This is a genomic window from Mesorhizobium sp. M0207, from assembly GCF_040321995.1.
GTDB lineage: Bacteria > Pseudomonadota > Alphaproteobacteria > Rhizobiales > Rhizobiaceae > Mesorhizobium.
Map to the genome: position 1 here is coordinate 78,949 of NZ_JAMYSQ010000012.1, position 22,976 is coordinate 101,924.

General features: G+C 62.7%; 23 protein-coding genes. 13 read left to right on the forward strand and 10 right to left on the reverse strand.

The genetic code is table 11. The annotated features are described in order from the left end of the window. Nucleotides 1–281: 281 nt before the first annotated feature. The 3 genes from NKJ15_RS17530 (at nucleotide 282) to NKJ15_RS17540 (ending at nucleotide 2,179) form a co-directional block, all read left to right on the forward strand. A complete protein-coding gene (locus tag NKJ15_RS17530) occupies nucleotides 282–650 on the forward strand; it encodes an Hpt domain-containing protein (protein ID WP_292660938.1) in 369 nt (122 codons plus the stop codon). 97 nt (nucleotides 651–747) lie between these two features. Beyond that, complete coding sequence (locus tag NKJ15_RS17535) at nucleotides 748–1,068, forward strand: 2Fe-2S iron-sulfur cluster-binding protein (protein WP_352816448.1); 321 nt, start codon at nucleotides 748–750, stop codon at nucleotides 1,066–1,068. Between the two features lie 82 nt (nucleotides 1,069–1,150). Beyond that, nucleotides 1,151–2,179 carry an NAD(P)/FAD-dependent oxidoreductase gene (locus tag NKJ15_RS17540; RefSeq protein WP_352770340.1) on the forward strand — a complete coding sequence of 343 codons (1,029 nt, stop codon included), beginning with the start codon at nucleotides 1,151–1,153 and terminating at the stop codon, nucleotides 2,177–2,179. 27 nt (nucleotides 2,180–2,206) lie between these two features. Here the strand turns inward: NKJ15_RS17540 and NKJ15_RS17545 are convergent, their stop codons facing one another. Both NKJ15_RS17545 and NKJ15_RS17550 read right to left on the reverse strand, forming a co-directional pair. Then, nucleotides 2,207–3,688 (reverse strand): MDR family MFS transporter, encoded by a 1,482-nt coding sequence (locus NKJ15_RS17545; RefSeq protein WP_352568757.1) that lies wholly within the window; start codon nucleotides 3,686–3,688, stop codon nucleotides 2,207–2,209. 199 nt (nucleotides 3,689–3,887) lie between these two features. After that, nucleotides 3,888–4,505, reverse strand: a complete 618-nt coding sequence (locus NKJ15_RS17550) for a DUF922 domain-containing Zn-dependent protease (protein WP_352502491.1) — start codon at nucleotides 4,503–4,505, stop codon at nucleotides 3,888–3,890. 96 nt (nucleotides 4,506–4,601) lie between these two features. Here NKJ15_RS17550 and folP point away from each other — a divergent pair, with 96 nt between their 5' ends. The 3 genes from folP to folK are packed head-to-tail and all read left to right on the forward strand — an operon-like array spanning nucleotide 4,602 to nucleotide 6,318. Next, on the forward strand, nucleotides 4,602–5,447 hold the full coding sequence (gene folP, locus NKJ15_RS17555) for a dihydropteroate synthase (RefSeq protein WP_352502492.1): 846 nt from the start codon (nucleotides 4,602–4,604) through the stop codon (nucleotides 5,445–5,447). A 3-nt stretch (nucleotides 5,448–5,450) separates the two neighbouring features. Then, entirely contained in the window at nucleotides 5,451–5,810 is a 360-nt protein-coding gene (folB, locus tag NKJ15_RS17560; protein WP_352471721.1) for a dihydroneopterin aldolase, read from the forward strand. Then, on the forward strand, nucleotides 5,794–6,318 hold the full coding sequence (folK, locus tag NKJ15_RS17565; RefSeq protein WP_352471720.1) for a 2-amino-4-hydroxy-6-hydroxymethyldihydropteridine diphosphokinase: 525 nt from the start codon (nucleotides 5,794–5,796) through the stop codon (nucleotides 6,316–6,318). The genes folB and folK overlap by 17 nt, the downstream gene beginning before the upstream one ends. Before the next feature lie 24 nt (nucleotides 6,319–6,342). Here the strand turns inward: folK and NKJ15_RS17570 are convergent, their stop codons facing one another. Both NKJ15_RS17570 and NKJ15_RS17575 read right to left on the reverse strand, forming a co-directional pair. After that, nucleotides 6,343–6,891 carry a DUF924 family protein gene (locus tag NKJ15_RS17570; protein WP_352448961.1) on the reverse strand — a complete coding sequence of 183 codons (549 nt, stop codon included), beginning with the start codon at nucleotides 6,889–6,891 and terminating at the stop codon, nucleotides 6,343–6,345. A 20-nt stretch (nucleotides 6,892–6,911) separates the two neighbouring features. Further along, entirely contained in the window at nucleotides 6,912–8,747 is a 1,836-nt protein-coding gene (locus NKJ15_RS17575; protein WP_352682898.1) for a monovalent cation:proton antiporter-2 (CPA2) family protein, read from the reverse strand. A gap of 134 nt (nucleotides 8,748–8,881) precedes the next feature. On the opposite strand from NKJ15_RS17575, the gene NKJ15_RS17580 reads away from it, so the two are divergent. Next, a complete protein-coding gene (locus tag NKJ15_RS17580) occupies nucleotides 8,882–9,046 on the forward strand; it encodes a hypothetical protein (protein WP_352471718.1) in 165 nt (54 codons plus the stop codon). A 64-nt stretch (nucleotides 9,047–9,110) separates the two neighbouring features. Here NKJ15_RS17580 and NKJ15_RS17585 read toward each other — a convergent pair whose 3' ends face one another. From NKJ15_RS17585 to NKJ15_RS17600, 4 genes are all read right to left on the reverse strand, one after another. Further along, entirely contained in the window at nucleotides 9,111–9,665 is a 555-nt protein-coding gene (locus tag NKJ15_RS17585; protein ID WP_023674843.1) for a hypothetical protein, read from the reverse strand. Between the two features lie 87 nt (nucleotides 9,666–9,752). Then, nucleotides 9,753–10,847: a YcjF family protein gene (locus tag NKJ15_RS17590; RefSeq protein ID WP_352471717.1), complete on the reverse strand. Its 1,095-nt coding sequence runs from the start codon at nucleotides 10,845–10,847 to the stop codon at nucleotides 9,753–9,755. After that, nucleotides 10,844–12,322 (reverse strand): YcjX family GTP-binding protein, encoded by a 1,479-nt coding sequence (locus NKJ15_RS17595; RefSeq protein ID WP_352816453.1) that lies wholly within the window; start codon nucleotides 12,320–12,322, stop codon nucleotides 10,844–10,846. The genes NKJ15_RS17590 and NKJ15_RS17595 overlap by 4 nt, the downstream gene beginning before the upstream one ends. A 62-nt stretch (nucleotides 12,323–12,384) precedes the next feature. Continuing rightward, the gene (locus NKJ15_RS17600) at nucleotides 12,385–12,888 is read right to left on the reverse strand and encodes a SixA phosphatase family protein (protein ID WP_352613780.1); all 504 of its coding nucleotides are present in this window, start codon (nucleotides 12,886–12,888) and stop codon (nucleotides 12,385–12,387) included. Nucleotides 12,889–13,148: 260 nt separating this feature from the next. Here NKJ15_RS17600 and dksA point away from each other — a divergent pair, with 260 nt between their 5' ends. Then, the gene (dksA, locus tag NKJ15_RS17605) at nucleotides 13,149–13,565 is read left to right on the forward strand and encodes an RNA polymerase-binding protein DksA (RefSeq protein ID WP_023674847.1); all 417 of its coding nucleotides are present in this window, start codon (nucleotides 13,149–13,151) and stop codon (nucleotides 13,563–13,565) included. Between the two features lie 83 nt (nucleotides 13,566–13,648). Here dksA and NKJ15_RS17610 read toward each other — a convergent pair whose 3' ends face one another. Beyond that, nucleotides 13,649–14,401 carry a hypothetical protein gene (locus NKJ15_RS17610; RefSeq protein WP_352816456.1) on the reverse strand — a complete coding sequence of 251 codons (753 nt, stop codon included), beginning with the start codon at nucleotides 14,399–14,401 and terminating at the stop codon, nucleotides 13,649–13,651. Between the two features lie 203 nt (nucleotides 14,402–14,604). On the opposite strand from NKJ15_RS17610, the gene cckA reads away from it, so the two are divergent. Both cckA and NKJ15_RS17620 read left to right on the forward strand, forming a co-directional pair. Then, entirely contained in the window at nucleotides 14,605–17,178 is a 2,574-nt protein-coding gene (gene cckA, locus NKJ15_RS17615) for a cell cycle histidine kinase CckA (RefSeq protein WP_352682889.1), read from the forward strand. A gap of 84 nt (nucleotides 17,179–17,262) precedes the next feature. Further along, entirely contained in the window at nucleotides 17,263–17,973 is a 711-nt protein-coding gene (locus NKJ15_RS17620) for a purine-nucleoside phosphorylase (protein WP_352682887.1), read from the forward strand. A 46-nt stretch (nucleotides 17,974–18,019) separates the two neighbouring features. Here the strand turns inward: NKJ15_RS17620 and NKJ15_RS17625 are convergent, their stop codons facing one another. Next, a complete protein-coding gene (locus NKJ15_RS17625) occupies nucleotides 18,020–18,415 on the reverse strand; it encodes a hypothetical protein (protein WP_352502497.1) in 396 nt (131 codons plus the stop codon). 301 nt (nucleotides 18,416–18,716) lie between these two features. Between NKJ15_RS17625 and urtA the strand changes: the two genes are divergently transcribed. The 3 genes from urtA (at nucleotide 18,717) to urtC (ending at nucleotide 22,973) form a co-directional block, all read left to right on the forward strand. Beyond that, nucleotides 18,717–20,027, forward strand: a complete 1,311-nt coding sequence (gene urtA, locus NKJ15_RS17630; RefSeq protein ID WP_352455694.1) for an urea ABC transporter substrate-binding protein — start codon at nucleotides 18,717–18,719, stop codon at nucleotides 20,025–20,027. A gap of 100 nt (nucleotides 20,028–20,127) precedes the next feature. Next, nucleotides 20,128–21,744, forward strand: a complete 1,617-nt coding sequence (gene urtB / locus NKJ15_RS17635; protein WP_352682885.1) for an urea ABC transporter permease subunit UrtB — start codon at nucleotides 20,128–20,130, stop codon at nucleotides 21,742–21,744. Further along, a complete protein-coding gene (urtC, locus tag NKJ15_RS17640; protein WP_352816461.1) occupies nucleotides 21,741–22,973 on the forward strand; it encodes an urea ABC transporter permease subunit UrtC in 1,233 nt (410 codons plus the stop codon). Before urtB ends, urtC begins: the two co-directional genes overlap by 4 nt. Nucleotides 22,974–22,976: the final 3 nt, after the last annotated feature.

Consider the following 22,976-nt stretch of genomic DNA (forward strand, 5'->3'; position numbering starts at 1 on the left):
CGCTACCCTGTACAAGCTGCCGCGGGACTTATGGTTCTGCTTATTGATTCTGCCTAGCGTGTCCCGCGCAGGAGGCTGAAAATGGACCTGTCGTATCGTAATGACACAGCCGGGTAAAGAAAACATGCATTCCGTCCGATACGTAAAACTTTAAATATAAGGTTAACACAGCCGTGATTCCGGCGCCGTTATCGCGACATTTTTCCGGGCCAATCATTAACCCGTTGTCCACCCGGATACGCCTAGTTTTTGCGGCGGTCGAAGAACGGAGTCTCAAAGTGATACGTGGCGAAAACGGCATTGCCTTCTCGATGCCCGGTGGCGACGTGTCGGGGACAGCCGGGGCGCGGCCGATCGACCTGGCGCATCTTGCGCGCCAGACGATGGGCGATCGGAGCCTCGAGCAGGAGGTCCTGGCTCTGTTCGTGCAGCAGGCGCTGTCGGTGCGCGACAAGATCGTCGATGCGGATGTCAGGCAGCGGCTGCTATTGGCACACGGGCTCAAAGGCTCGGCGCGCGGGGTCGGCGCCTTCGCCATTGCCGATTGCGCCAGCGCGATCGAATGCCGGCCCGAAGACGCCAGCACGCTGAAGCGGCTTGGCTCGCTGATCGAAGAAGTGCGCGACTTCGTCGCCGCCATCAGCCGATAGGACTTATCCCAAAGACGCCACGCACGGGCGCTTTCGCGCCGCAGTTGACTTGTCCGGCAGAGTGATTATGTCGGCTCAGACTCCCTTCAGGTGACAAATGACCAAGCTGACCTTCATCGCCCATGACGGCACGCATTTTGACGTGGATGCCGAAAACGGCTCGACCGTCATGGAAAATGCGATCCGCAATGCGGTGCCGGGAATAGAAGCGGAATGCGGCGGCGCCTGCGCCTGCGCGACCTGCCATGTTTATGTCGACGAAGCCTGGACGGCGGAGGTCGGCGAGCCGGAAGCCATGGAAGAGGACATGCTGGATTTCGCCTACGAGGTCCAGCCGAGCTCGCGGCTGTCATGCCAGATCAAGGTGCGCGACGCTCTCGACGGGCTGGTCGTGCGCGTGCCGGCCCGCCAGGGCTGAAGCCGATTTTTGCGGCTGCCGCTTGGCAGCGGACCAATGGTCATGCAGTGTCGCGCCGTTTTCCCATAAAGGCGCATGCTTCATGACCGCTATCACCAAGACGGACGTACTCATTGTCGGGGCAGGGCCTGTCGGCCTGTTTGCCGTATTCGAGCTCGGCCTCTTCGACATGAAGTGCCATCTGATCGACATACTCGACCGGCCCGGCGGGCAATGCGCCGAACTCTACCCGGAAAAGCCGATCTACGACATTCCGGGCTGGCCCTCGATCTCGGCGCAAGGCCTGGTCGACAAGCTGCTTGAGCAGATCGCGCCGTTCAAGCCCGAATTCACCTATAGCCGCATGGTTTCGAGCCTGGAAAGGCTGGACGACGGCAGCTTCCGCGTCATTACCGACGAAAACGAGGTGTTCGAAGCCAAAATTGTGGTGATTGCCGCCGGCGGCGGTTCGTTCCAGCCGAAGCGGCCGCCGATTCCAGGCATCGAACCCTATGAAGGCAAGAGCGTGTTCTACTCGGTGCGCCGGATGGAGGACTTTCGCGGCCATGACCTCGTCATCGTCGGCGGCGGCGATTCGGCGCTCGATTGGACGCTGAACCTGCAGCCGGTCGCCAAGAGCGTGACGCTGGTGCACCGGCGGCCCGAATTCCGCGCAGCGCCCGACAGTGTCAACAAGATGTATGCCATGCAGGAGATGAAGCAGCTGGAATTCCAGGTTGGACAGGTGACTGGCCTGACCGGCAGCGACGGCCAGCTAGTCTCGGCCACGATCAAGGGGCCGGAGGGCGATGTCGAAGTGCCGTGCACGCGGATGCTGCCGTTCTTCGGCCTGACGATGAAGCTCGGCCCAATCGCCGAATGGGGCCTCAACCTCCACGAGAACCTGATCCCGGTCGACACCGAAAAATTCCAGACGTCGGTGCCCGGCATCTTCGCCGTCGGCGACATCAACTGGTACCCCGGCAAGCTGAAGCTGATCCTGTCGGGCTTCCACGAGGTCGCCTTGATGGCGCAAGCGGCCAAGCGCATCGTCAGCCCCGGCGAGCGCATCGTTTTTCAGTATACGACCTCGTCAACCAGTCTGCAGAAGAAGCTCGGCGTGGTCGACTGAACCTCGCCATATTTTCGTCGGGCCGGTCTACTCCGCCAAGGCTGGAGCCACAGCCTCGGCATGGCCGCGAAGCGTTTTCTCCGGCATCAGCCAGAGCGTGATGAGCGACAACAGCAAGATCGCGGCCGCGGCAAGAAAGATCATCACGAACGGCATGGCCGAGGCGATATGGCCGGCCGGCTGCGTGCCTTCGCTGGCCAGCGGCAGGCCGTAACCAAGGGCGACGGCACCAAGCATGGCGACGCCGAGCGCACTGCCCAGCGAGCGCAGGAAGGTGAGAACGCCGGTCGCCACGCCAAGGTGCATGCGATCGACGGCGTTCTGGACCGAGACGGTGGCAACCGGAAAGGTCGTGCCTGTGCCCAGGCCTACGCAGGTCGTCAACACCTCGACGAGCAACAGTGAGGCATGCCCGGCGACCAGGCTGAGCACGCCGAGGCACAGGATCGAGAAAACAGTTCCGATCATGGCAATGCGCTTATAGTGGAAAAAGCGCGGGATCATTCGCGCGCTGAAGGTCGCACCGGCCACCGTGCCGAGCATCAGCCCAAGCAATGCGGTGCCCGATTGACTGACCGACAGGCCGACGACCGATTGCAGGTAGACCGGCAGATAGACCGACAAGCCGACATTGGCGGCCTGCAGCAGGAACATCGACAATGTGCCAGCGAGAACGATCGGATTGCCGAGCACTTCGAGCGAGATCAGCGGTTCGGCCGCGCGCATGAGCCGTAGCGCGAACGCGCTCCAGAACACCGCCGAGCAGGCGAGCAGTCCAAGGATTTCAGGCGACAGCCACGGATACTCGCTGCCGCCCCAGTTCAAGGCAAGCAGCAGCAGCGAGGTGGCCGCGACCAGAAGCAGCGCGCCGAGGCCGTCGATGCGGTGATGTTTTGCGGCGATCGGCAGCTTCTTGAGCGGGTTGTTAATGATCGCCATGGCCAGCAGGCCGAGCGGAATGTTGATCCAGAAGATCAGCGACCAATGCAGATGTTCGGCGAAGGTGCCGCCGAGCAGCGGCCCGGCGATGCTGGCGACGGCCCATGTGCCCGAGATCCAGGCCGCGTATCGGGCCCGCTCGCGCGGCGGCACGAGGTCGCCGATCACGGTCTGCGTCAGGGCGAACAGACCGCCGCCGCCGGCGCCCTGGATCGCCCGGCCGACAACCAGGACCAGCATGTTGGGGGCCGTGGCGCTGACCAGCGAGCCGGCGAGAAAGATCAGGATTGCAGCATAGACGGTCGGCCGGCGACCATAAATATCGGAGATCTTGCCGTAGAGCGGCGCCACGGCGGTCGCGGTCAGAAGATAGCCGGTCACGATCCATGGCAGATATTCGGCATGCCCGAGCAGACGTGCCATCGTCGGCATCGCCGGCGCGACGATGGTCTGGTCGAGTGCCGCCAGCAACATCGACAAAAGCACGCCCCCGATGATGGCGTTTTTCTCGGTTTCGGTCAGCGGCGCGCTGGTTTCCACCATCGTTTGCTTGTCGACAGCCTGGTCCATATCCGTTCATCCATTATGCCTGCGTGCACGTCCGCGACGGGCTGGGAAGCATCTAGTACGCCGATTGGCGTTGCCGGAGGCTGATCCCTGCGAACTGGCATATGTCGTTCGCTATAGGCCGATTTCGACAGCGGCTCGAAAGTTTTCCGAAGCTGGCACTATGTTTCGGCAAAATTGGCTTTGTCCGACGACGCGGAGTTCAGCCGGGAGCGAGCCGGCCGTTCTCAATGCGCTCGATGCGATAGTGCAAAAGCCGCAGGATGCGGCTTTGGAAATTGGCGCTTTCGACACGATCGAAGCGCATCTGGTCCTGGTCGTGTTTGGCAAGCATGGCCGCAGTGATTTTTGCGGCCTCGGCCTTTGCCAGTTCGCAGGTCTTTTCCGGGTAGCTCGCCTTCAAGGCGTCTTCTAGTTCGCGGCCGTGGTTCTTGGCAATCTCGACGTGGCGTTCCTCATGGCGCTTGATGTCGGCGGACAACGTATCCCAGAACAGCCTGACGCCGGCATCGGCTTTGCGCGGGCGGCGCCACTCAGGAAGGATGACCTTGACCTTGACGGTGACGACAGCGTCGGCAATCCAGCACGAGCCCGGCTTTTGCGCATAGCTGACGCGGGTGGTGAACGCCATCTGGGTAGCTCCCGGATGCCGCGACCCGGTGCTTTTCACCTGAGGCCCGAGTTTCGACAGCTGGGTCTCGATGTCGTCGAGCGTCCTGCCGCCGATCGGGAAATAACTATATGTCTTGACGAGCGTTGCAGCGCCGGCCGGGAATGCGGTCAGAGCGAGCATCAGGGCGCAGAGGAGGGATCGTTTCATCGTGTTGCCTCTTTCCCCACCTTGCTTTACCGCCGTCCTCGGCGCAACGGAATTGATCCCCCGCCACGCCGCGGGATCGAACATGGTTGATGGGCAATGATGACAGGGCGATGGCAGTTGGCGCACGGACGCCATGTCGACCTTGGCGGCAAGGCCGTGGTCGTCGGCATCCTCAACATCACGCCGGACAGTTTTTCCGACGGCGGCCTGTTCGATGCGCCGGAAAAAGCAGTGGCCCAGGCGCGCCGCATGGTCGAGGAGGGGGCCTCCGTCATCGACATCGGCGGAGAATCGACACGTCCCGGGGCGTCTGCGGTCTCCGCAAAGGAGGAACAAACCCGCATACTGCCCGTCATCGAGGCGCTGGTGAAGGCCGGCGGAACGCTGATCTCGGTCGATACCTATCGCGAGGATACGGCCCGGCTTGCCGTTCAAGCCGGCGCGCATATCGTCAATGACGTCTGGGGCCTGCAGCGCGAACCGGGCATTGCCCGCGTCGCGGCCGAAACCGGCGCTGGCCTTGTCGTCATGCACACGGGACGGGACCGGCAGAAACTGCCCGACGTGATTGCCGATCAGCTCTTCTTCCTCAGGAAGTCGCTGGAAATCGCGCGGCGGAGCGGTGTTGCCGACGATCATATCGTGCTCGATCCGGGCTTCGGCTTTGCCAAGGAGACGGCAGCGGAAAATCTTGACCTGATGGCACGGTTTTCCGAACTTCATGCGCTGGGTTTTCCACTGATGGCCGGCACATCGCGAAAGCGCTTTATCGGCACCGTCACCGGCCGCGACGCAGCCGCAAGAGGCGCCGGGACCGCGGCCACCAGCGTCATCCTGAGGCTCAAAGGCGCGCATCTCTTTCGCGTCCACGATGTCGCAATCAACGTGGATGCGCTGGCCATCGCCGATGCTATGCTGGCACGTGAGATCGGGGAAAGCTGAGCCATGTATGTCATCCGCATGAAGAACTGCGCCTTCTTTGCCCGGCACGGTGTGCTGGACGAAGAAGAGACGCTCGGCCAGCGCTTTTATGTCGATGCGGCACTCATGGTGGATCCCGGGCGGGCGCTGGTCGAGGATTCCATCGAGGACACCGTCAATTACGGCATCGCCTTTGCGGTCATCGAGAAGATCATTACCGGCGAACGGCGCTTTCTGATCGAAGCGCTGGCGCTCGAAGTGGCGAGGGCGCTGACGGCGCGGTTTCCGCAGATCAAAAAGGCCGAGATCACCGTGCGCAAGCCGAACGCCCCGGTGCCGGGTGTGCTCGATCATGTCGAGGTGACCGTTGTCTGGCCAGAATAGTAACAACAACAACACCGTCTATCTCAGCCTTGGCGGCAATCTCGGTGATCCGGCGAAGTCAATGGCTGCGGCACTGGGCATTCTGGATGCCAACGAGAGAACGCGCGTCGTTGCCGTTTCGTCGCTCTACCGCACGCCGCCCTGGGGCAAGCTCGATCAGCCGGATTTCCTCAACGCGGCGGCCGAAATCTCGACCGCGCTCGCGCCACGGGCTTTGCTCGACCTTTGCCTCGACGCCGAGCGAAAACTGAAGCGGGTGCGCGAGGAGCGCTGGGGTCCACGCCTGATCGATATCGACATTCTGGTGTTCGGCGACCGCATCATCCACGAGACCGGACTGGAGGTGCCGCATCCGCGCATGCTGGAGCGCGCCTTCGTGCTGGCGCCGCTGGCAGAAATTGCGCCGGAGCTTGTGGTCGACGGCAAGAGCGTATCGGAGCGGCTGGCCGCCGTCGACACATCGGGCATTGAACGGCTGGCGTCAGGCCGGGATTGGTGGAAAACCTGATGCTGTCGCCATCGGTGCCTGAAATCAGCCGGAGAACCCACCTCCGTCGAGGAACATTTGTTCGTCCGGTGTCGTCTCGCGGCCAAGCATCCTGTTTCGATGCGGAAAGCGGCCGAAGCGCTGGATGATGTCGCGATGCTCGATCGCATATTTCAGATAGATCGGGGCTTTGGCGGCGGTAAGCTCTACCGATTTGAGCTGATCGGCGAGGTCCTCCGAATGCTCATAGGGCAGATAGAGAAAAACGCGGAGCTCTTCGTCGAGTGCCAGGTCATGGCCGGCAGCGATCGCTTTCCCGGCGAAATGCCGCGCCAGCGGGTCCGTGGCGTACATGTGGCCGGTGGCGCGAAAGCAGTTTCGCGGAAACTGGTCGAGCAGGATCATCAGTGCCAGCGACCCTTCGGCGTGTTCGGACCAGCCGTCGCATTCGCGGCGGGCGGCGGCAAAGTGCAAATCGAGAAACCGGGTGCGGAAGTCGGCATCAAAGGCGTCGTTCTTCTCGAACCACGCGTCCTCCCCGGCGTCGCGCCAGAATCTGGTGATGGAGACAGCGCGCTCGTCCAGTTCGTTCATCATTCGCGTCTCTCCAACGTTTAATCGGCCGGCTCGGATTTCTGCAGCACGCCGGCCGTCTCCTCGTTGAGCGCCTGGCCCACGCGCCGTGGCGTGCTGAGCGGCGTCGGGATGGGGGTGCCGATATTGCCTTTGAGGAAGCGCCGCCCGGCGCGGATGCCTTCTGCCTGTTGAAGTTCGAAACGGGCAGCATCGCGGCGGCGGACGTCCTCGACTACCTCGGCGACCTCTTCCGGATCGACGCCGAGAGCTTCCAGTGTCGAGCCGCCGAAGACAAGCGCCGATTCGAACGTCTCGCGGAGCTGATAGTCGACGCCGGCACGAATGAGCTGCAATGCCGTGCCGCGGTCGAAAGCCCGCGCCAGCACCGTCAGCAACGGAAACTCCGCCTTGATGAGCTCGGCGATGCGCACGGCGGCATCGGGCTTGTCAACGCAGATCAGCACGGCGCGTGCGCGCCCGGCTCCCGCGGCACGCAGGATGTCCAGCCGCGTGCCGTCGCCGTAATAGACCTTGAAGCCGAAATCGGCCGCCGCCTGGATCATCTCGACCTCATTGTCGATGATCGACACATCAATCCCGCGCAACAAAAGCGGCTGGCTGGCGATCTGGCCGAACCGGCCAAAGCCGATGATCAGCACGCTGCCGGTCAGGCCTTCGGCGACATCGACGCCTTCAAGCGACTGCTCGTCGCGTGGCGTCAGATACCGCAATGCTATGATCGCTAAGGGCGTCAGCACCATGGAAATGATGACGATGGCGGTCAGCATCGCATTGGCCTGGCTATCGATGATACCGACAGCCGCCGCTGCGGAATAGAGGACGAAGGCGAATTCGCCGCCTTGCGCCATGAAGACCGCGCGCTCGAGCGCTTCCCGGTGGCCGGTTTTGAGAATGCGGGCGACGATATAGATGCCGATCGCCTTCATCATCATGTAGGCGACGACATAGATGGCAATGAGCTGCCAGTTGACGACGACCACATGCAGGTCGAGCGACATGCCGACGGCGAGGAAGAACAGTCCGAGCAGAATGCCACGGAACGGTTCGATGTCCGCCTCCAGCTGATGGCGGAAGGTCGATTCCGACAAAAGCACGCCGGCCAGGAAGGCGCCCATCGCCATGGACAGGCCGGAAAGCTGCATGGCGAGCGCCGACCCGAGCACGACCAGAAGGGCGGCTGCGGTCATCACCTCACGGGCGCGCGCATCCGCCAGGATACGGAAGAACGGATTGAGCAGATAGCGTCCTGCAAGCACCAGCCCGACGATCGCGGCAAGGCCGATGCCGACCTCCGTCAACCGATCCGACAGGCTCATGTCGGCGCCGCCCGGCGCGAGGAAGGCGATCAGCGCCAGCAGCGGCACGATGGCCAGGTCTTCCAAAAGCAGGACCGAGACGATGCGCTGGCCCTTGGGCGTGGCCAGGTCGCCGCGTTCTTCCAGCAATTGCATGACGATTGCCGTCGAGGTGAGTACGAAACCGGCGCCGGCGACGAAGGATTGCGCGATCGGGAAACCTCCCGCCAGGCCGACGCCGGTCAGCAGGACCGCGCAGACGCCGACCTGCAGCGCGCCAAGCCCGAAGATCTCGCGGCGCATGCCCCATAGCCGTGACGGCTGCATCTCCAGCCCGATAATGAACAGGAACATGACGACGCCGAGTTCGGCGACATGAAGAATGGCTTCCGATTCGGAAAAAATGCGCAGCCCGAACGGACCGATCACGACGCCGGCCGTCAAATAGCCGAGGATGGAGCCAAGTCCGATACGCCTGAAGATCGGCACCGCAACGACGCCGGCGGCAAGCAGCGCCACCACCTGGATCAGATCGCCGTTTGATGCCTCTGCCGCCATGCCTGCCGTTCCGCTCTCTTGCAACAAGCGGCCAAGATAGGGGCTTCGGGGCGGATCGAACAGTGCGAATCCGGCGCGTTGTGAAGGCGATATTGCAGGCGCACTGAACAGGATAATGGGCTCCCGCGCGTTGCTTGTTCCAGCAATCCGGCGCTAAGGACCCGGCTTCGGCCAGTGAAGGGCGAGCGACGATCAAGTCGCGGCCCTTTCAGGCGGTGACAACCAAGTATCAGGGCGGCACGACAGCAGCCGCGGCCTGCAAGGCCTATGACGAGGTGATTGCCGCGATCAAAGGCTGAGCACTTATTTGCAAATCAAAAGAGGGCGGCGCCGTTTGGCCGCCGCCCTTCTCACGCTGAAAGCTCAGTTCGGAGTTATGGAGCCGACCTCGACTGCATCGATCCGCTTCAGCTTCATGCCGATGACCGGGACCAGCTGCTGGTCGACGCGCACGGCAACGGTCACTGTCATCGAATTGTCGTCGGGGACAAGCGCCTGCATCACGCCGCGCAACTGATTGCGATTGATGGTGAAAACCACCTTGTGCGCATCGACGACATTGCCGCCGATAATGTCGAGGCCGGAGCCGGCGGCCCCGCCCATAAAGCTACCCTTGTAGCCCTGCCGGCCCTTGTGTTCGATCGTTGCCGACATCTGCTGGGTGAACATGCCTACCCGACAGCCGCCGTCGAGCGACATGCCGACCTTGCCGTCAGGCGTCGAGCCGATGAAGCTGCAGGTGAATTTCGTGCCCTTGTATTTGCCGGCAACGATTTCCCCGGGGCCGACCCATTTGCCTTCGACCGACCGAAAGAACTGCTTGTCCGGTTCCGCCGCCGAGGTCTTTCCGGCAATGCCGACGGTTGCGACAAGCGCGAGCGCCACGGGCAGCCCGCTGGACAGAATAACGCTTTTCATCGACGACACCCGGCAACAAAGAGACTGGTTTGGACGCTTCCGACCATGGACAAGATTGGTTAATGCTTTGTCACCCCAAGGCAATAGTCACGTTCCGGAAGCGGATGTTTCTTTTTCTTTCTTTGCTGCAAAGGAGGTCAGCGCGGAGAGGAAATCGCCCAATCCGGGCCGCCTGACCGCGTAAAAGGGCAGGGGCCTTGCGGTTTCCATCGCTGCAATGCCGATGCGCGCAGTCATCATGCCGTTGACGACGCCTTCGCCGAGCTTGGCCGAGAGCCGGGCGGCAAGGCCGTGGCCGACGATCTGCTGGACGAAACTGTCGCCGACGGCGATCGACCCGGTGACCGCGAGATGGGCCAGAACGCTGCGCGCCAGGCGAAAAAAGCCAAGCGTGCCGGGGCGGCCGCCATAAAGTTCCGACAGCCGGCGAATCAACCGGCCGGCTTCGAACACGACATAAGCGACGTCGACCAGCGCGCGGGGGCTGACCGCGGTCACCAGGGAGACGCGCTTCGCCGCTTCGAGGATCATCACCCTGGCGCGGGCATCGAGCGGGCCGAGTATCTCGGTCTCGGCCAGGCGCACCAGATTGCCGCCGTCAATGATCTCGCCGCGCAATTCGGCCAGCGAGCGCCTGCCGGCCGCGGTTTCAGGCTTGGCCGAGACAAAGACCGACAACTCGTCGACCACGGCGCGGGCGGCCTTCGGATCGTCACGGGCAATTGCATCGAGCGCCCGCTTCTGCAACTTTTCGACCTCGGCAAGGCGGGCAATCGCCATGAATTCGCGCACGAGGATGATCAGAAGCGCCAGGATGGCGATCGCGGCCATAGCGGCAGCCAGCCAGCCCAGCCACTCGGCGCGCTCGAACAGGTCGCGAATCAGCTGGTCGGTCCAGAGGCCGACGGCGAGCGAAACCAGAACGCCCAGCGCGCCGAAGAACAGGCTGCCAAGCAGCGAACGTTTTCGCGGCGCAATCGCCGGCGGCGGTTCGGCGGCGACGATATCAGGCTCGTCGAAGACGTCGATCTCCGCCGGTGTGACCACGGCAAGATCCGCCGTCACGGTACGCGGCTTTCGCGCCGGCGCGGCCCCGGACGCAGTATGGTGAGCCGTCGAATCTTCCTTCTGCTGGGGCTCCGGCTCGATGCGAAAGGCCGCCGGTCTGCGGGGCGCACTCATGCGAGATGATCTCCGATCAGGAACTGCAGCGCGCGGTCGAGCCTGATATGCGGCAGCGACAGCGTGACGCCCTCGGCGGTGCGCTCGAGTTTCGGCGGGCGAAAGCGCACGAAGCGGATCGCGGGGTCGTCATCGTTCTGCCGGCGGGTCGATTCGGAAACATCGAACACCGCATCAACTTTCTCCGGCAAGTCACCGGGAAATATGGCTGTTTCTGTCTTTCCGTCAAAGGTTTCGCCATCGATTTTTTCGCCGCGCAACGGCATGCCGATAATGACCGGCAAAGTCTCGCGGCCCTGCTTGACCGTGCCTTCCCGGGTCGCGCGCATGGCAGCCATAGCGACGACGTTGACGTCGGCGCCGGTGAAATTCGCCCGCGCCACGGCTCGGTCGGCTAGCCGCCGCACGATCGCCTGCAGCCGGTCGTGGCTTTCGTGGTGCAGATGGTCGGCCTTGGTCGCGGCCACCAATATACGGTCGATACGCCTCGAAAACAGGTCGGTCAGGAAATTGCCCCGGCCGGGCCGGAAACAGGACAGGATTTCGGTGACCGCGCGCTCTAGATCGGCCATCGCACCGGGGCCGGCATTCAATGCCTGCAATGCGTCGATCAGCACGATCTGGCGGTCGAGACGCGTGATGTGTTCGCGAAAAAACGGTTTGACGACATGCGTCTTGTAAGCCTCGTAGCGCCGCTCCATCATAGCCTGCAGCGATCCCGAGCGGGCGCGCCGGCCGCCCAGATTCGGCAGCGGCGCGAAGGTGAGAGCGGGCGAGCCTTCAAGATCGCCGGGCATCAGGAAGCGGCCGGGCGGCAAGGTCGAAAGCGCCCGCTCGTCGAGTTTACAGGTCTTGAGATAGGCCGCGAAGCTCTCAGCGAGACGGCGCGCCGTCATCTCGTCGGCCTCGGCGTTGGGGTCGACCGGATCGGAGAGCGCCCGCCATTCCCGCGAAAGGTCGACACGCACCGCCAACACGGCCATCTCGAAGGCCTCACGCGAAAAATCGGCGTAGGACTTGCCGAGCAGCGGCAGGTCGAGCAGCCATTCGCCGGGATAATCGACGATGTCGACCGACAATTTGCCGGCGGAAAACATGCGGCTCCAGCCAGAGGCCGATTCGTATTCGATGGTGAGCCTCAGTTCGGAAATCGCACGCGTCGAATCCGGCCAGACGCGATCGTCGACAAGAGCTGCGATGTGATCCTCGTACTGGAAGCGTGGGACCGCGTCGTCCGGCTGCTCTTCGAGAAAAGCCCTGGCGATGCGCCCCGATTTTTGTGCCTCAAACAGCGGCAAGCGTCCGCCATGGACGAGATTGTGCACAAGGGCCGAGATGAACACCGTCTTGCCGGCGCGGGACAGCCCGGTCACGCCAAGACGCAGCGACGGAGCGAAAAGCCCGGCAGCGCGGCCTGACAACGTATCCAAGGCAATCTTCGCCTCGTCGGTAAAAGTCGTCAGCGATGATGCCAAATCTGTTCTCGCGGGCCGGTCAGGATCCGATATAGGCTTTGATGCGCGGCTTTGAAATGGCCTCAGATATCGGCAGGCGTCAGGAAGGCTTCGAGATAGCCGGTGCCTGGCGCAGCCTCGGCAAGTCTGCCGTTGAACCGGACCACCGCAAGTGCGGAGGTCGGGAAGCCGTGGTTCAGCATGGCCCGCGCGGTTTCGTTGCCGTCGCCTGAGAGCGCCATGGCGAGATCCTCAATCATCGGATTGTGGCCGATGACGAGCAAGGCATCCAGCCCGCCATTCTGCCGGATGGCAGTGAGGTACGCGGCGGCATCGTCGCTGTAGAGGGTGTCACAGAACAGCACCCGGCCCGTGTCCGTGTGGCCAGCCAGGCTTTCCAGCGTCTGGCGGGCGCGCTTGGCGCTTGAGCAAAGGGTGAGGGCCGGTGCGTATTTGCGGGAACGCATCAGGACGCCCATCGCTTCGGCATCGGCGAAGCCGGATGGATCGAGCGGGCGGTCGAAGTCAGCCACGCCAGGCAGCGCCCAGCCGGCCTTCGCATGCCTCAGCAGGTAAAGTCTGGTCACCGGATCCCCGTTGTGCCGGGCACCGAACCCGTCAGCACGCCGCAGGATTTGCCATCAGAAGAGCTCCGTGCGCAATGGCAAGCGCCCCTCAAGCATAGCGAATCATGTACGGATTCGGTCGTATTCTTCGCAAAAAGGGCATCGCCGACGCCGTTTTGTCCGAGACTAACAATTGCGTGAAACTGTCGTCGATTGACCTTGTGCAGCTTTCGGTCCGCGAATATATAGGCGCCAAATTTGGGGTTTGTTGGGTGAGTCGAATGAACGACATCGTTACCGCCGATTACGTACCCTCCGAAGACGAGCCGTTCATGAACGAGCGGCAGAAATCCTACTTTCGCATGAAGCTCGTCACCTGGAAGAACGACATCTTGCGCGAAGCGCGCGAAACTCTTGAAATCCTGCAGCAGGAAAACGCCAACCACCCCGACCTCGCCGATCGCGCCTCCTCCGAAACCGACCGCGCCATCGAACTTCGCGCCCGCGATCGCCAGCGAAAACTCATCTCCAAGATCGATTCGGCCCTCCAGCGCCTTGACGAAGGCACTTACGGTTATTGCGAGGAGACGGGCGAGCCGATCGCGCTGAAGCGGCTCGACGCGCGCCCGATCGCCACCTTGTCGATCGAGGCACAGGAGCGCCATGAGCGGCGCGAGAAGGTCTACCGCGACGACTGAGTCGCCGGGAAAAACAGCGGCATCGGTAAAGCGTTCACAATGGCCGGTTTTCCGGCCATTTTCATTGGCCGTTCGCTATCGGCCTATCTTTTCTGATTGGACAACTCGCCGAGGAGCTTCGTCATCTCGTCGTCGAGAGAGGGTGATGCCTTCGCCACCGGCTTGCTCGGCGTTTGGCTGAAGCGTGGCTCGTCGAGGGAAACCTCCAGCTCCTTCATCAGCGCATCGTCAATCGACTCGTGCTGTGCCGGCGGCTCGTATCTTGCCGGGGAGTCCTGTCTTGCCGGCGGCTGCGCATGCCGCGAGGCACTGGCGTTGACGGATCCATAACTTGGCAACGGCGTGACGTTCGATGCCGGTTTCGGCGCCGGCGCCGGCATTGTTGCCGGCATCGTCGCCGTCTGGCGGGCTCGGACAGGGGTCGCGGTTACGCTTGCCGGCTGCGGTGGCGCTTGCCTCACCGGCGCGGCTGTAGTCGAAGCAGACCTTGCTGCCGGCTGGTGGCCGTTGTCTCCGGTCAATGCCGGGCGCCGCAACGCCGAGAGCCTGATGTCGCGCTCGACGACGACATCGGTCGGACCACCGATCAATAGCAGGTGCTCGATATCGTCACGGCGCACCAGCACCAGCCGCCGGTGACTGTCGACCGCTGTGGCATCCATGACAGCCAGCCGCGTCTTGCGGTTCCTGCCGCCGGCGACGAATGTCCCGAACGTCAGGCTGCGGACCAGCCTGATGATAACAAGAATGATGAGCAGAAGGACAAGTACTGCAAACGTCCATAGGATTGCTGCGGCATAACCAGGACCCGCCACGCCATCCAGCCATTGCAGCATTGGTTCCCCCAAAATCAGCTTTCGAAGAGAAGCGACACTAGACTGTTGCGGCAGGCCACCGCAAGTTGCCTTTCACGCTTCGTGAACAGCTTGAAACGCCGGGAGCCGAACGGCGTCATTTTTAGCGGACATCTGCAGCCGGGCCTTTTCCCAACCCTGAGAATATGATTCAACCGACACCGGAATTCACGAGCAGGGGGCACATGGCCAAGGAAGCGCGCGGCGATTTCTATCCGGTACCTATCGTCGACCAGAACACGCGACCGGGAGCGGTCACCCGGCTCATCGTCTTCATCGTCGTCCTGACTGGGGCAGCGATCGTCTTCGGCCTTTTCCGCGAGCGCCTTGGCGATCCATTCCTGCTCGGCATGCTTGGCGTGCTGGCGATGATCGGCGTCGGCTTTCTATTCGCCACTGCGATCGGCTTCGTGCACATCACGCCGCGCTCGACAAGCGACGAACTGTCGAAAGCTTTCGTCGATTCGATGTCGCAAGGTCTCCTGGTCACCGACACCAAAGGCCGTATCATCTACGCCAACCGGACCTATGCCGATATGACGGGTGCCGAGTCGGCCGCCGACCTCAAGACCGTCGAAGGTTTGCTTTCAGACGTTCCCGAGGCCTCGGTGACCATATACCGGCTGGCGTCCGGCCTGCGTGACGGCCAGCCTGGCGACGGCGAGTTTCGGCTCGCGCAGTCCATTCGGCCAGGCGCCGAACCGGGCGCTCGCTGGTACCGCGTTCGGGCCCGCGCCTTCAGCGTTCCCGGCCAGCGGCTGCCCATGCTTGCCTGGCAGCTTGCCGACATCTCGCAGGAACGAGCCGAGCAGGAGCGGTTCTTTCGCGACCTGCAAAAGGCGATCGATCACCTCGACCATGCGCCGGCCGGCTTCTTTTCGGCCGACCAGGAAGGCCGCGTCACCTATATCAACGCGACCCTTGCGGAGTGGCTGGGCATCGACCTGGCCAGCTTCACTCCCGGCGCCATCACGCTGCCGGAGATCGTTGCCGGCGACGGCATGGCGCTGGTCCGTTCGGTCAAGGCCGACGCTGGTACCACGCGCAATGCCGTTATCGACCTCGATCTGACGACGATGACCGGTGAGGCGCTGCCGGTGCGCTTCATGCATCGTGTCTCGGCCAGCCGAGAGGGGCTCAACGGCCCGACTCGCACCATCGTGCTCAACCGGACGCAAGGCGAGGACGCTTCGGCCGACCTCCGCGCATCGGAAATACGCTTCACGCGGTTCTTCAACTCGACGCCGATGGCGATAGCCGGCGTCGACCATGCCGGCCGCATCCTGCGCACCAATGCGCCGTTCCTGTCGCTGTTTTCCTCGGTCGTCGACCGCGACGCGGTCGATCGCCGTGTGCGGCTGGATACGGTGATCCACGAGCGCGACCGGCCGGCTTTCGCCGCGGCCTTTGAAAAGGCACGCCAGCAACAGGCTGACATCGAGCCGATCGATACGGTGCTGCCCGGCAACGAGGAGCGCCACATACGCTTCTACGTCAACGCGGTCGCAGACGGAACCGGTGGCGAGGGCGCCGAGGAATCGGCCATCGTCTATGCCGTGGAGACCACTGAGCAAAAGGCCCTCGAGGGCCAGATGGCGCAGAGCCAGAAGATGCAGGCGGTCGGCCAACTCGCCGGCGGCATCGCGCATGATTTCAACAATGTGCTGACCGCCATCATCATGGCCTCGGACCTGCTGTTGACCAACCACCGGCCGTCCGATCCGTCATTCCCGGACATCATGAACATCAAGCAGAATGCCAACCGGGCGGCCTCGCTGGTGCGGCAGTTGCTGGCCTTTTCGCGCAAGCAGACGCTGCGGCCGGAGGTGCTCAACCTGACCGACGTGCTCGCCGATCTCAGGATGCTGCTTGCCCGGCTGGTCGGCAACGACATCAAGCTCAAGATCGACCATGGCCGCGACCTGTGGCCGGTCAGGGTCGATATCGGGCAGTTCGAGCAAGTGGTGGTCAATCTGGTGGTCAATGCGCGCGATGCGATGCCGGCCGGCGGCGACCTCACGGTGCGCACCCGCAACGTCAGCGCCGGAGAGTGCAAGACCTTTTCCTACCGCGAACTTACTCCGGCCGACTATGTGCTGGTCGAGGTCGAGGACAGCGGCAGCGGCATCGCGCCTGATGTGCTGAAAAAGATCTTCGAGCCCTTCTTCACGACAAAGGAGGTTGGCAAGGGAACCGGACTCGGCCTGTCCATGGTCTATGGCATCATCAAGCAGACAGGCGGCTTCATCTTCTGCGATTCCGAAGTCGGCAAGGGATCCGTGTTCCGCATCTTCCTGCCGCGGCACATTGCGGAGGCAAGGAAGGCGGGCGAGGCTGGAGAAGTGCCGGCCGCCCCCGCCAAGATCGCCGACTCAGCCAAGGATCTGTCGGGCTCGGCCACGGTGCTGCTGGTCGAGGACGAGGACGCCGTGCGCATGGGCGGCATGCGGGCGCTGAAATCGCGCGGCTACACCGTCCACGAGGCGTCGTCGGGCGTCGAGGCGCTTGAAGTCTACGAAGCGCTCGGCGGCAAGGTCGACGTCGTGGTGTCGGACGTGGTGATGCCGGAAATGGACGGCCCGACGCTGCTTGGCGAATTGCGCAAACGGCAGCCCGACATCAAGTTCATCTTCGTGTCCGGCTATGCCGAAGACGCGTTCGCCAAGAACTTGCCGGCCGACGCGCATTTCGGCTTCTTGCCGAAGCCGTTTTCGCTCAAGCAATTGGCCACGATCGTAAAGGACATGCTGGAATCCTGACCGCTTCCAACGCTCCGCTTGCGCAATGTCGTGAGACTGCCATGATTGCAGGCGAAACGGGCGACGGGTTTTGGAAAGCATGCCGTGACGCCACACAACGAGGCTAGCAAAGGCGACTACGCAAGCACGGTGCTGCTGCCGGGCGACCCGCAGCGCGCTGAATGGATGGCGGAGACCTTTCTGGAAGCGCCGCGCTGCGTCAACCGCCGCCGCGGCGCGCTCGGCTTTACCGGGTTGTTTCGCGGCAAGCCTGTCAGCGTCCAGTCCACCGGCATCGGCGTCCCGTCATTCCTGGTCTACGTGCACGAGCTGCTGGATTTCTACGGTGCGAAAACGTTGATCCGCACCGGCACCTGCGGTGGCCTGACCGCCGAGACGGCGCTGCGCAGCCTGGTGATCGCACAATCGGTGCGTGGCGAAAATGCGGAGAGCGGCCAGGTTTTTGGGCTCTATCGTGCCGATGCCGGCCCCGATCCGGCATTGTTGGCCCAGGCGTTGGCCCGCGCTGCGGAACTCGGCATCGACCATCGGGCCGGGCTGACGATCTGCAGCGACATTTTTTATCATCCGCTGGGGCGCGAACGCTTTGCCGAAGCACAGGCACAGGGGGCGCTCGCCGTGGATATGGAAACCAGCGCACTCTACCGCATTGCGGCCGATTTCGGCGCCCGGGCGCTGTCGATCCTGACCGTCGTCGACAATGTGGCAACCGGCGAGCAGACCGACTATTCCGAACGCCAGGGCCTTTTCACCGATATGACCCGGCTGGCGCTCGACATGGCGGCGGAGAGCTAGGCGGCTTCTACTTCGGAGTACGGAAGCTCGCCAGGTTCCGTACTTTTCAACGCTTCGTGCAGGTCGAGGCGGTAAAGGCGCCGTCTGGCTGCTTCATGATGATGTCGAAGGACGGGGTGGTTCCGCTTTCCAGCGTCGCTTGCGTAAGCGAGATCGAGTTGCCACCGCTGGTGTAGCCGCCCAGCGGACCCAGCCAGGTAATCACCCCGTCTGCATCCATCTGGTAGTTATAACTCTGCGGCGCGGTGCCGAAGCTAACCGGACCGCTATAGACGTTTCCCTTGATGGTGATGTCGCCGAGGCTGAGGAACATGCCCAGCAGATAGACTTCGCAATGATAGGAGCCGTCCGGCAGCTTGCCGTCGCTGAAGCCGGCGCGCGCTACGGTCGTCGTCGCCAGCAGAAGCATGGTGATGAAAATGCAAGACGTTCGGAAGGCCATGGCGTCGCTCGTTTAAGGGTTCGAACTTGCCCCATTTCGCTGCGGCGCTGCAATCCTCGCCAGCGCTCATATGATGCTGCTCAAAATTCGGGCATTGGCCTGTATATGAGTAAAACTTAGGCTGGTACGAGTGATCTTTTCTCATTTCAAACCTGGCAGGCGAGGTTCATCTCCTGCGGCTAATACATTAACCGACTGACAGGGCTGGGAAATCTCAAACCCTCCGATCTTTCGCCGGTGATTGGCACAGCCGTTGCATGGTCTGTTCCGATGCAGTTAACCAGCTTGGGAGTTTAAAAGTATGAGGGGCAGTTTCTCGACAATAACAAAAATGTTTTCGGCCGGCGTGGTCACCGCCGGCCTGCTGATGAGCGTTCCCGCCAAGGCGGCCGACGACACCATCAAGGTCGGCATCCTCCATTCGCTGTCGGGAACCATGGCGATCTCGGAGACGACGCTGAAGGACGCCATGCTGATGCTCATCGAAGAGCAGAATGCCAAGGGTGGCCTGCTCGGCAAGAAGCTCGAGGCGGTGGTCGTCGATCCGGCTTCCAACTGGCCGCTGTTCGCCGAAAAGGCGCGCGAGCTGATCTCCAAGGACAAGGTCGCGGCGGTGTTCGGCTGCTGGACCTCGGTGTCGCGCAAATCGGTGCTGCCGGTGTTCAGCGAACTCGACAACATCCTTTTCTATCCCGTCCAGTATGAGGGCGAGGAGAGCGAACGCAACGTGTTCTACACCGGTGCGGCGCCGAACCAGCAAGCCATTCCCGCGGTCGACTATCTGATGAGCGAGGACGGCGGTTCGGTGAAGCGCTGGGTTCTCGAAGGCACCGACTACGTCTACCCGCGCACCACCAACAAAATCCTCGAGGCCTATCTGAAGGCCAAGGGCGTCGCTGCGGAAGACATCATGGTCAACTACACGCCGTTCGGCTTCTCCGACTGGCAGACCGAAGTTTCGGCGATCAAGAAGTTCGGCTCGGCCGGCAAGAAGACCGCCGTGGTCTCGACCGTCAATGGCGACGCCAACGTGCCGTTCTACAAGGAGCTCGGCAACCAGGGCATCAAGGCCGAGGACATCCCGGTCATGGCCTTCTCGGTCGGCGAGGAAGAGCTTGCCGGTCTGGACACTGCGCCGCTGGTCGGCCATCTCGCCGCCTGGAACTATTTCGAGAGCGTCGACACGCCCGAGAACGCGAAGTTCATCGCCGACTGGCACAAATTCATCAAGAACGACAAGCGCACCACCAACGACCCGATGGAAGCCCATTATATCGGCTTCAACATGTGGGTGAAGGCGGTCGAGAAGGCCGGCACCACCGATCCGGACAAGGTCATCGACGCCATGGTCGGCGTCTCGGTGCCGAACCTGACCGGCGGTTATTCGACGATGATGCCGAACCATCACATCACCAAGCCGGTGCTGATCGGCGAAATCCAGGCCGACGGCCAGTTCGAAACCGTCTCGCAGACGCCAGGCCTGGTGATGGGCGACGAGTGGTCCGACTACCTGCCTGACTCCAAGGACCTGATCTCCGATTGGCGCGCGCCTCTGTCCTGCGGCAACTTCAACGTTGCCACCGGCAAATGCGGCGGCAAGGGAACCAACTGATCCTCCCGGTCTGTCCTCCCAGACCCGCAAGCCTCCGGGCAGGCTCCTCCTCCAGCCTGCCCGGAGGCGACATTCAATCTTCAAGAGCCACCAGAAACCAATGATCCTGATCCGCGCGATTGGCCTGATGCTGCTCCTTCTCCTGGGGACGCTGCTGCCGTCGAACGCCAGCGAAGCAGATCTGCGCGTGGTCATCGCCAAATTCGCCACCGCCGCCAATTTTCCGGCGATAGAAGCCGTGGTGCGCGAGCTTGCGGCTTCCGGCGATCCGGCCGTAGAACGGCCGCTTGCCGCGCTTGCGGAGGGCAGCCTTTACGTCCGCAAGGCCGATTCACTGGTCTTTGTCGGCAAGGAGAGCGGCGACGGTATCGAGCTGCTCGATGCGCTCACCGGCGAAAGGTCGGGCGAAGCTGCCAAGGCCGAAATCACCAAGATCAAGGTCAACAACACGCTGCGCCGCGTCATTCGCGATGCGTTGGGCACGCTGACGCTCGGCTCCAAGGACCCGGCCGTGCGGATTGCCGCCGCCGACACAATGTTCAAGACGCCGGACGCGGCAAACATCGAGTCGCTCGACACCGCGATCGCCAATGAGAGCGTGGCAAACGTCAAGGCGCTGCTCGAACAGGCCCGCGCCGCGTCGGTTCTCGTTTCAGACAGGCCGGAGGCCGACAAGCTGGCGGCTATCGCGCTCATCGGTGCGCGCGGCGACCGCGATGCGGTGTCGCTGCTCACGTCGGTAGAGGCCAGTTCCGAAGGTGCGGTGAAGGACGCGGCGACCGCGGCGATCGCCGACATCAATTCGACGCTGGCGCTGTGGGATGCCGGCCAGAACATCTGGTACGGCATATCGCTCGGATCGGTGCTGCTGCTGGCGGCGATTGGCCTTGCCATCACCTTCGGCGTCATGGGCGTCATCAACATGGCGCATGGCGAGATGGTCATGCTCGGCGCCTACACGACCTTCGTCGTGCAGGAGGTTATTCGCAATTCCTTTCCCGGCCTGTTCGACTGGTCGCTGGTCATCGCCCTGCCGCTGGCCTTCCTGGTGGCGGCGCTCGTCGGCCTTGTCATCGAGCGCGGGCTGATCCGCTATCTCTACGGTCGGCCGCTGGAAACCCTGCTGGCGACATGGGGTGTGTCGCTGATCCTGCAGCAGGCCGTACGCACCATCTTCGGGCCGACCAACCAGGAGGTAGGCAACCCGTCATGGATGTCCGGCTCGTTCAATATCGGCCAGCTTGCCGTGACCTGGAACCGGCTCTGGATCCTGGTATTCGCGCTCGGCGTGTTCGCGGTGCTGCTCTACGTGATGAAACGCACGCCCTGGGGGCTGCAGATGCGTGCCGTCACCGCCAATCGCCGCATGGCTGCCTCGATGGGCATCAGGACGCCTTGGGTCGATGCGCTAACGTTTGCACTCGGCTCCGGCATTGCCGGCATCGCCGGTGTCGCGCTCAGCCAGATCGACAACGTCTCGCCCAATCTCGGCCGCGGCTACATCATCGACAGCTTCATGGTCGTCGTTTTCGGCGGTGTCGGCAATCTTTGGGGCACGCTGGTCGGCGCTTTCTCGCTCGGCATCGTCAACAAGTTCCTCGAACCTTATGCCGGAGCAGTGCTCGGCAAGATCGTCGTCCTGGTGCTGATCATCCTGTTCATCCAGAAACGCCCGCGCGGTCTGTTCGCGCTAAAGGGCAGGTCGGTGGAAGCATGATCACGGGACGCTTCTTTGCCGCCGGCGCCGACCGCCGCGTCGCCATCACCATCTTCATCCTGCTGGCGGTTGCAATCGTCGTGCCGCTGCTCAATCTTGCGGTCTCGCCGACAAGTGCGTTTTACGTGCCGTCCTATATAGTCGCGCTCACCGGCAAATACCTCTGCTATGCACTGCTCGCCTTGGCGCTCGATCTCGTCTGGGGCTATTGCGGCATCCTCTCGCTCGGCCACGGCGCCTTCTTCGCACTCGGCGGCTATGCGATGGGCATGTATCTGATGCGCCAGATCGGCTCGCGCGGCGTCTACGGCAATCCGCTGCTGCCGGATTTCATGGTGTTCCTTAACTACAAGGAATTGCCATGGTTCTGGTATGGCTTCGACCACTTCTGGTTTGCCGCGGTCATGGTGCTTGCGGTGCCCGGCCTGCTCTCCTTCGTCTTCGGCTGGTTTGCCTTCCGCAGCCGCGTCACCGGCGTCTATCTGTCGATCATCACCCAGGCGATGACCTATGCGCTGCTGCTTGCCTTTTTCCGCAACGACATGGGTTTCGGCGGCAATAACGGCCTGACCGATTTCAAGGACATTCTACGGTTCAACGTGCAGGCCGACATGACGCGGTCGGCGCTGTTCGCGGCCAGCGCCGTCATGCTGGCGTTTGCCGTCTTCGTCACCTGGGCAATCGTCGGTTCCAAGTACGGCAAGCTTTTGATGGCGGTGCGCGACGCCGAAAGCCGCACACGCTTTCTCGGCTGGCGGGCGGAGAACGTCAAACTGTTCGCATTCACCGTGTCGGCGGTGATGGCCGGCATCGCCGGTGCGCTTTACGTGCCACAGGTCGGCATCATCAACCCTGGCGAATTCGAGCCGTCCAATTCGATCGAGGTGGTGGTGTGGGCGGCCGTCGGCGGGCGCGGCACCATCGTCGGGCCGATCATCGGCGCGCTTCTGGTCAATGCCGGTAAATCCTGGTTCACCGGCGTGCTGCCTGAATTCTGGCTGTTTGCACTGGGCGGACTGTTTGTCGCCGTCACGCTGTTCCTGCCCAAGGGCATCATCGGCATGTGGGATTCCTGGCGCGGCAACGCCAAGGCGCTGCGGGCGGCCTCGGTTGTCGAGGAAGCCGGCATCGATCCCGATGCGCCGGTGCCGCCGAAAACCGACCGCTCGGCGGCGAGAAGGCCGGGCGACTGGTCGGCCTCCGGCGCCGAACCGCAGCCGGCGGAGTGATGG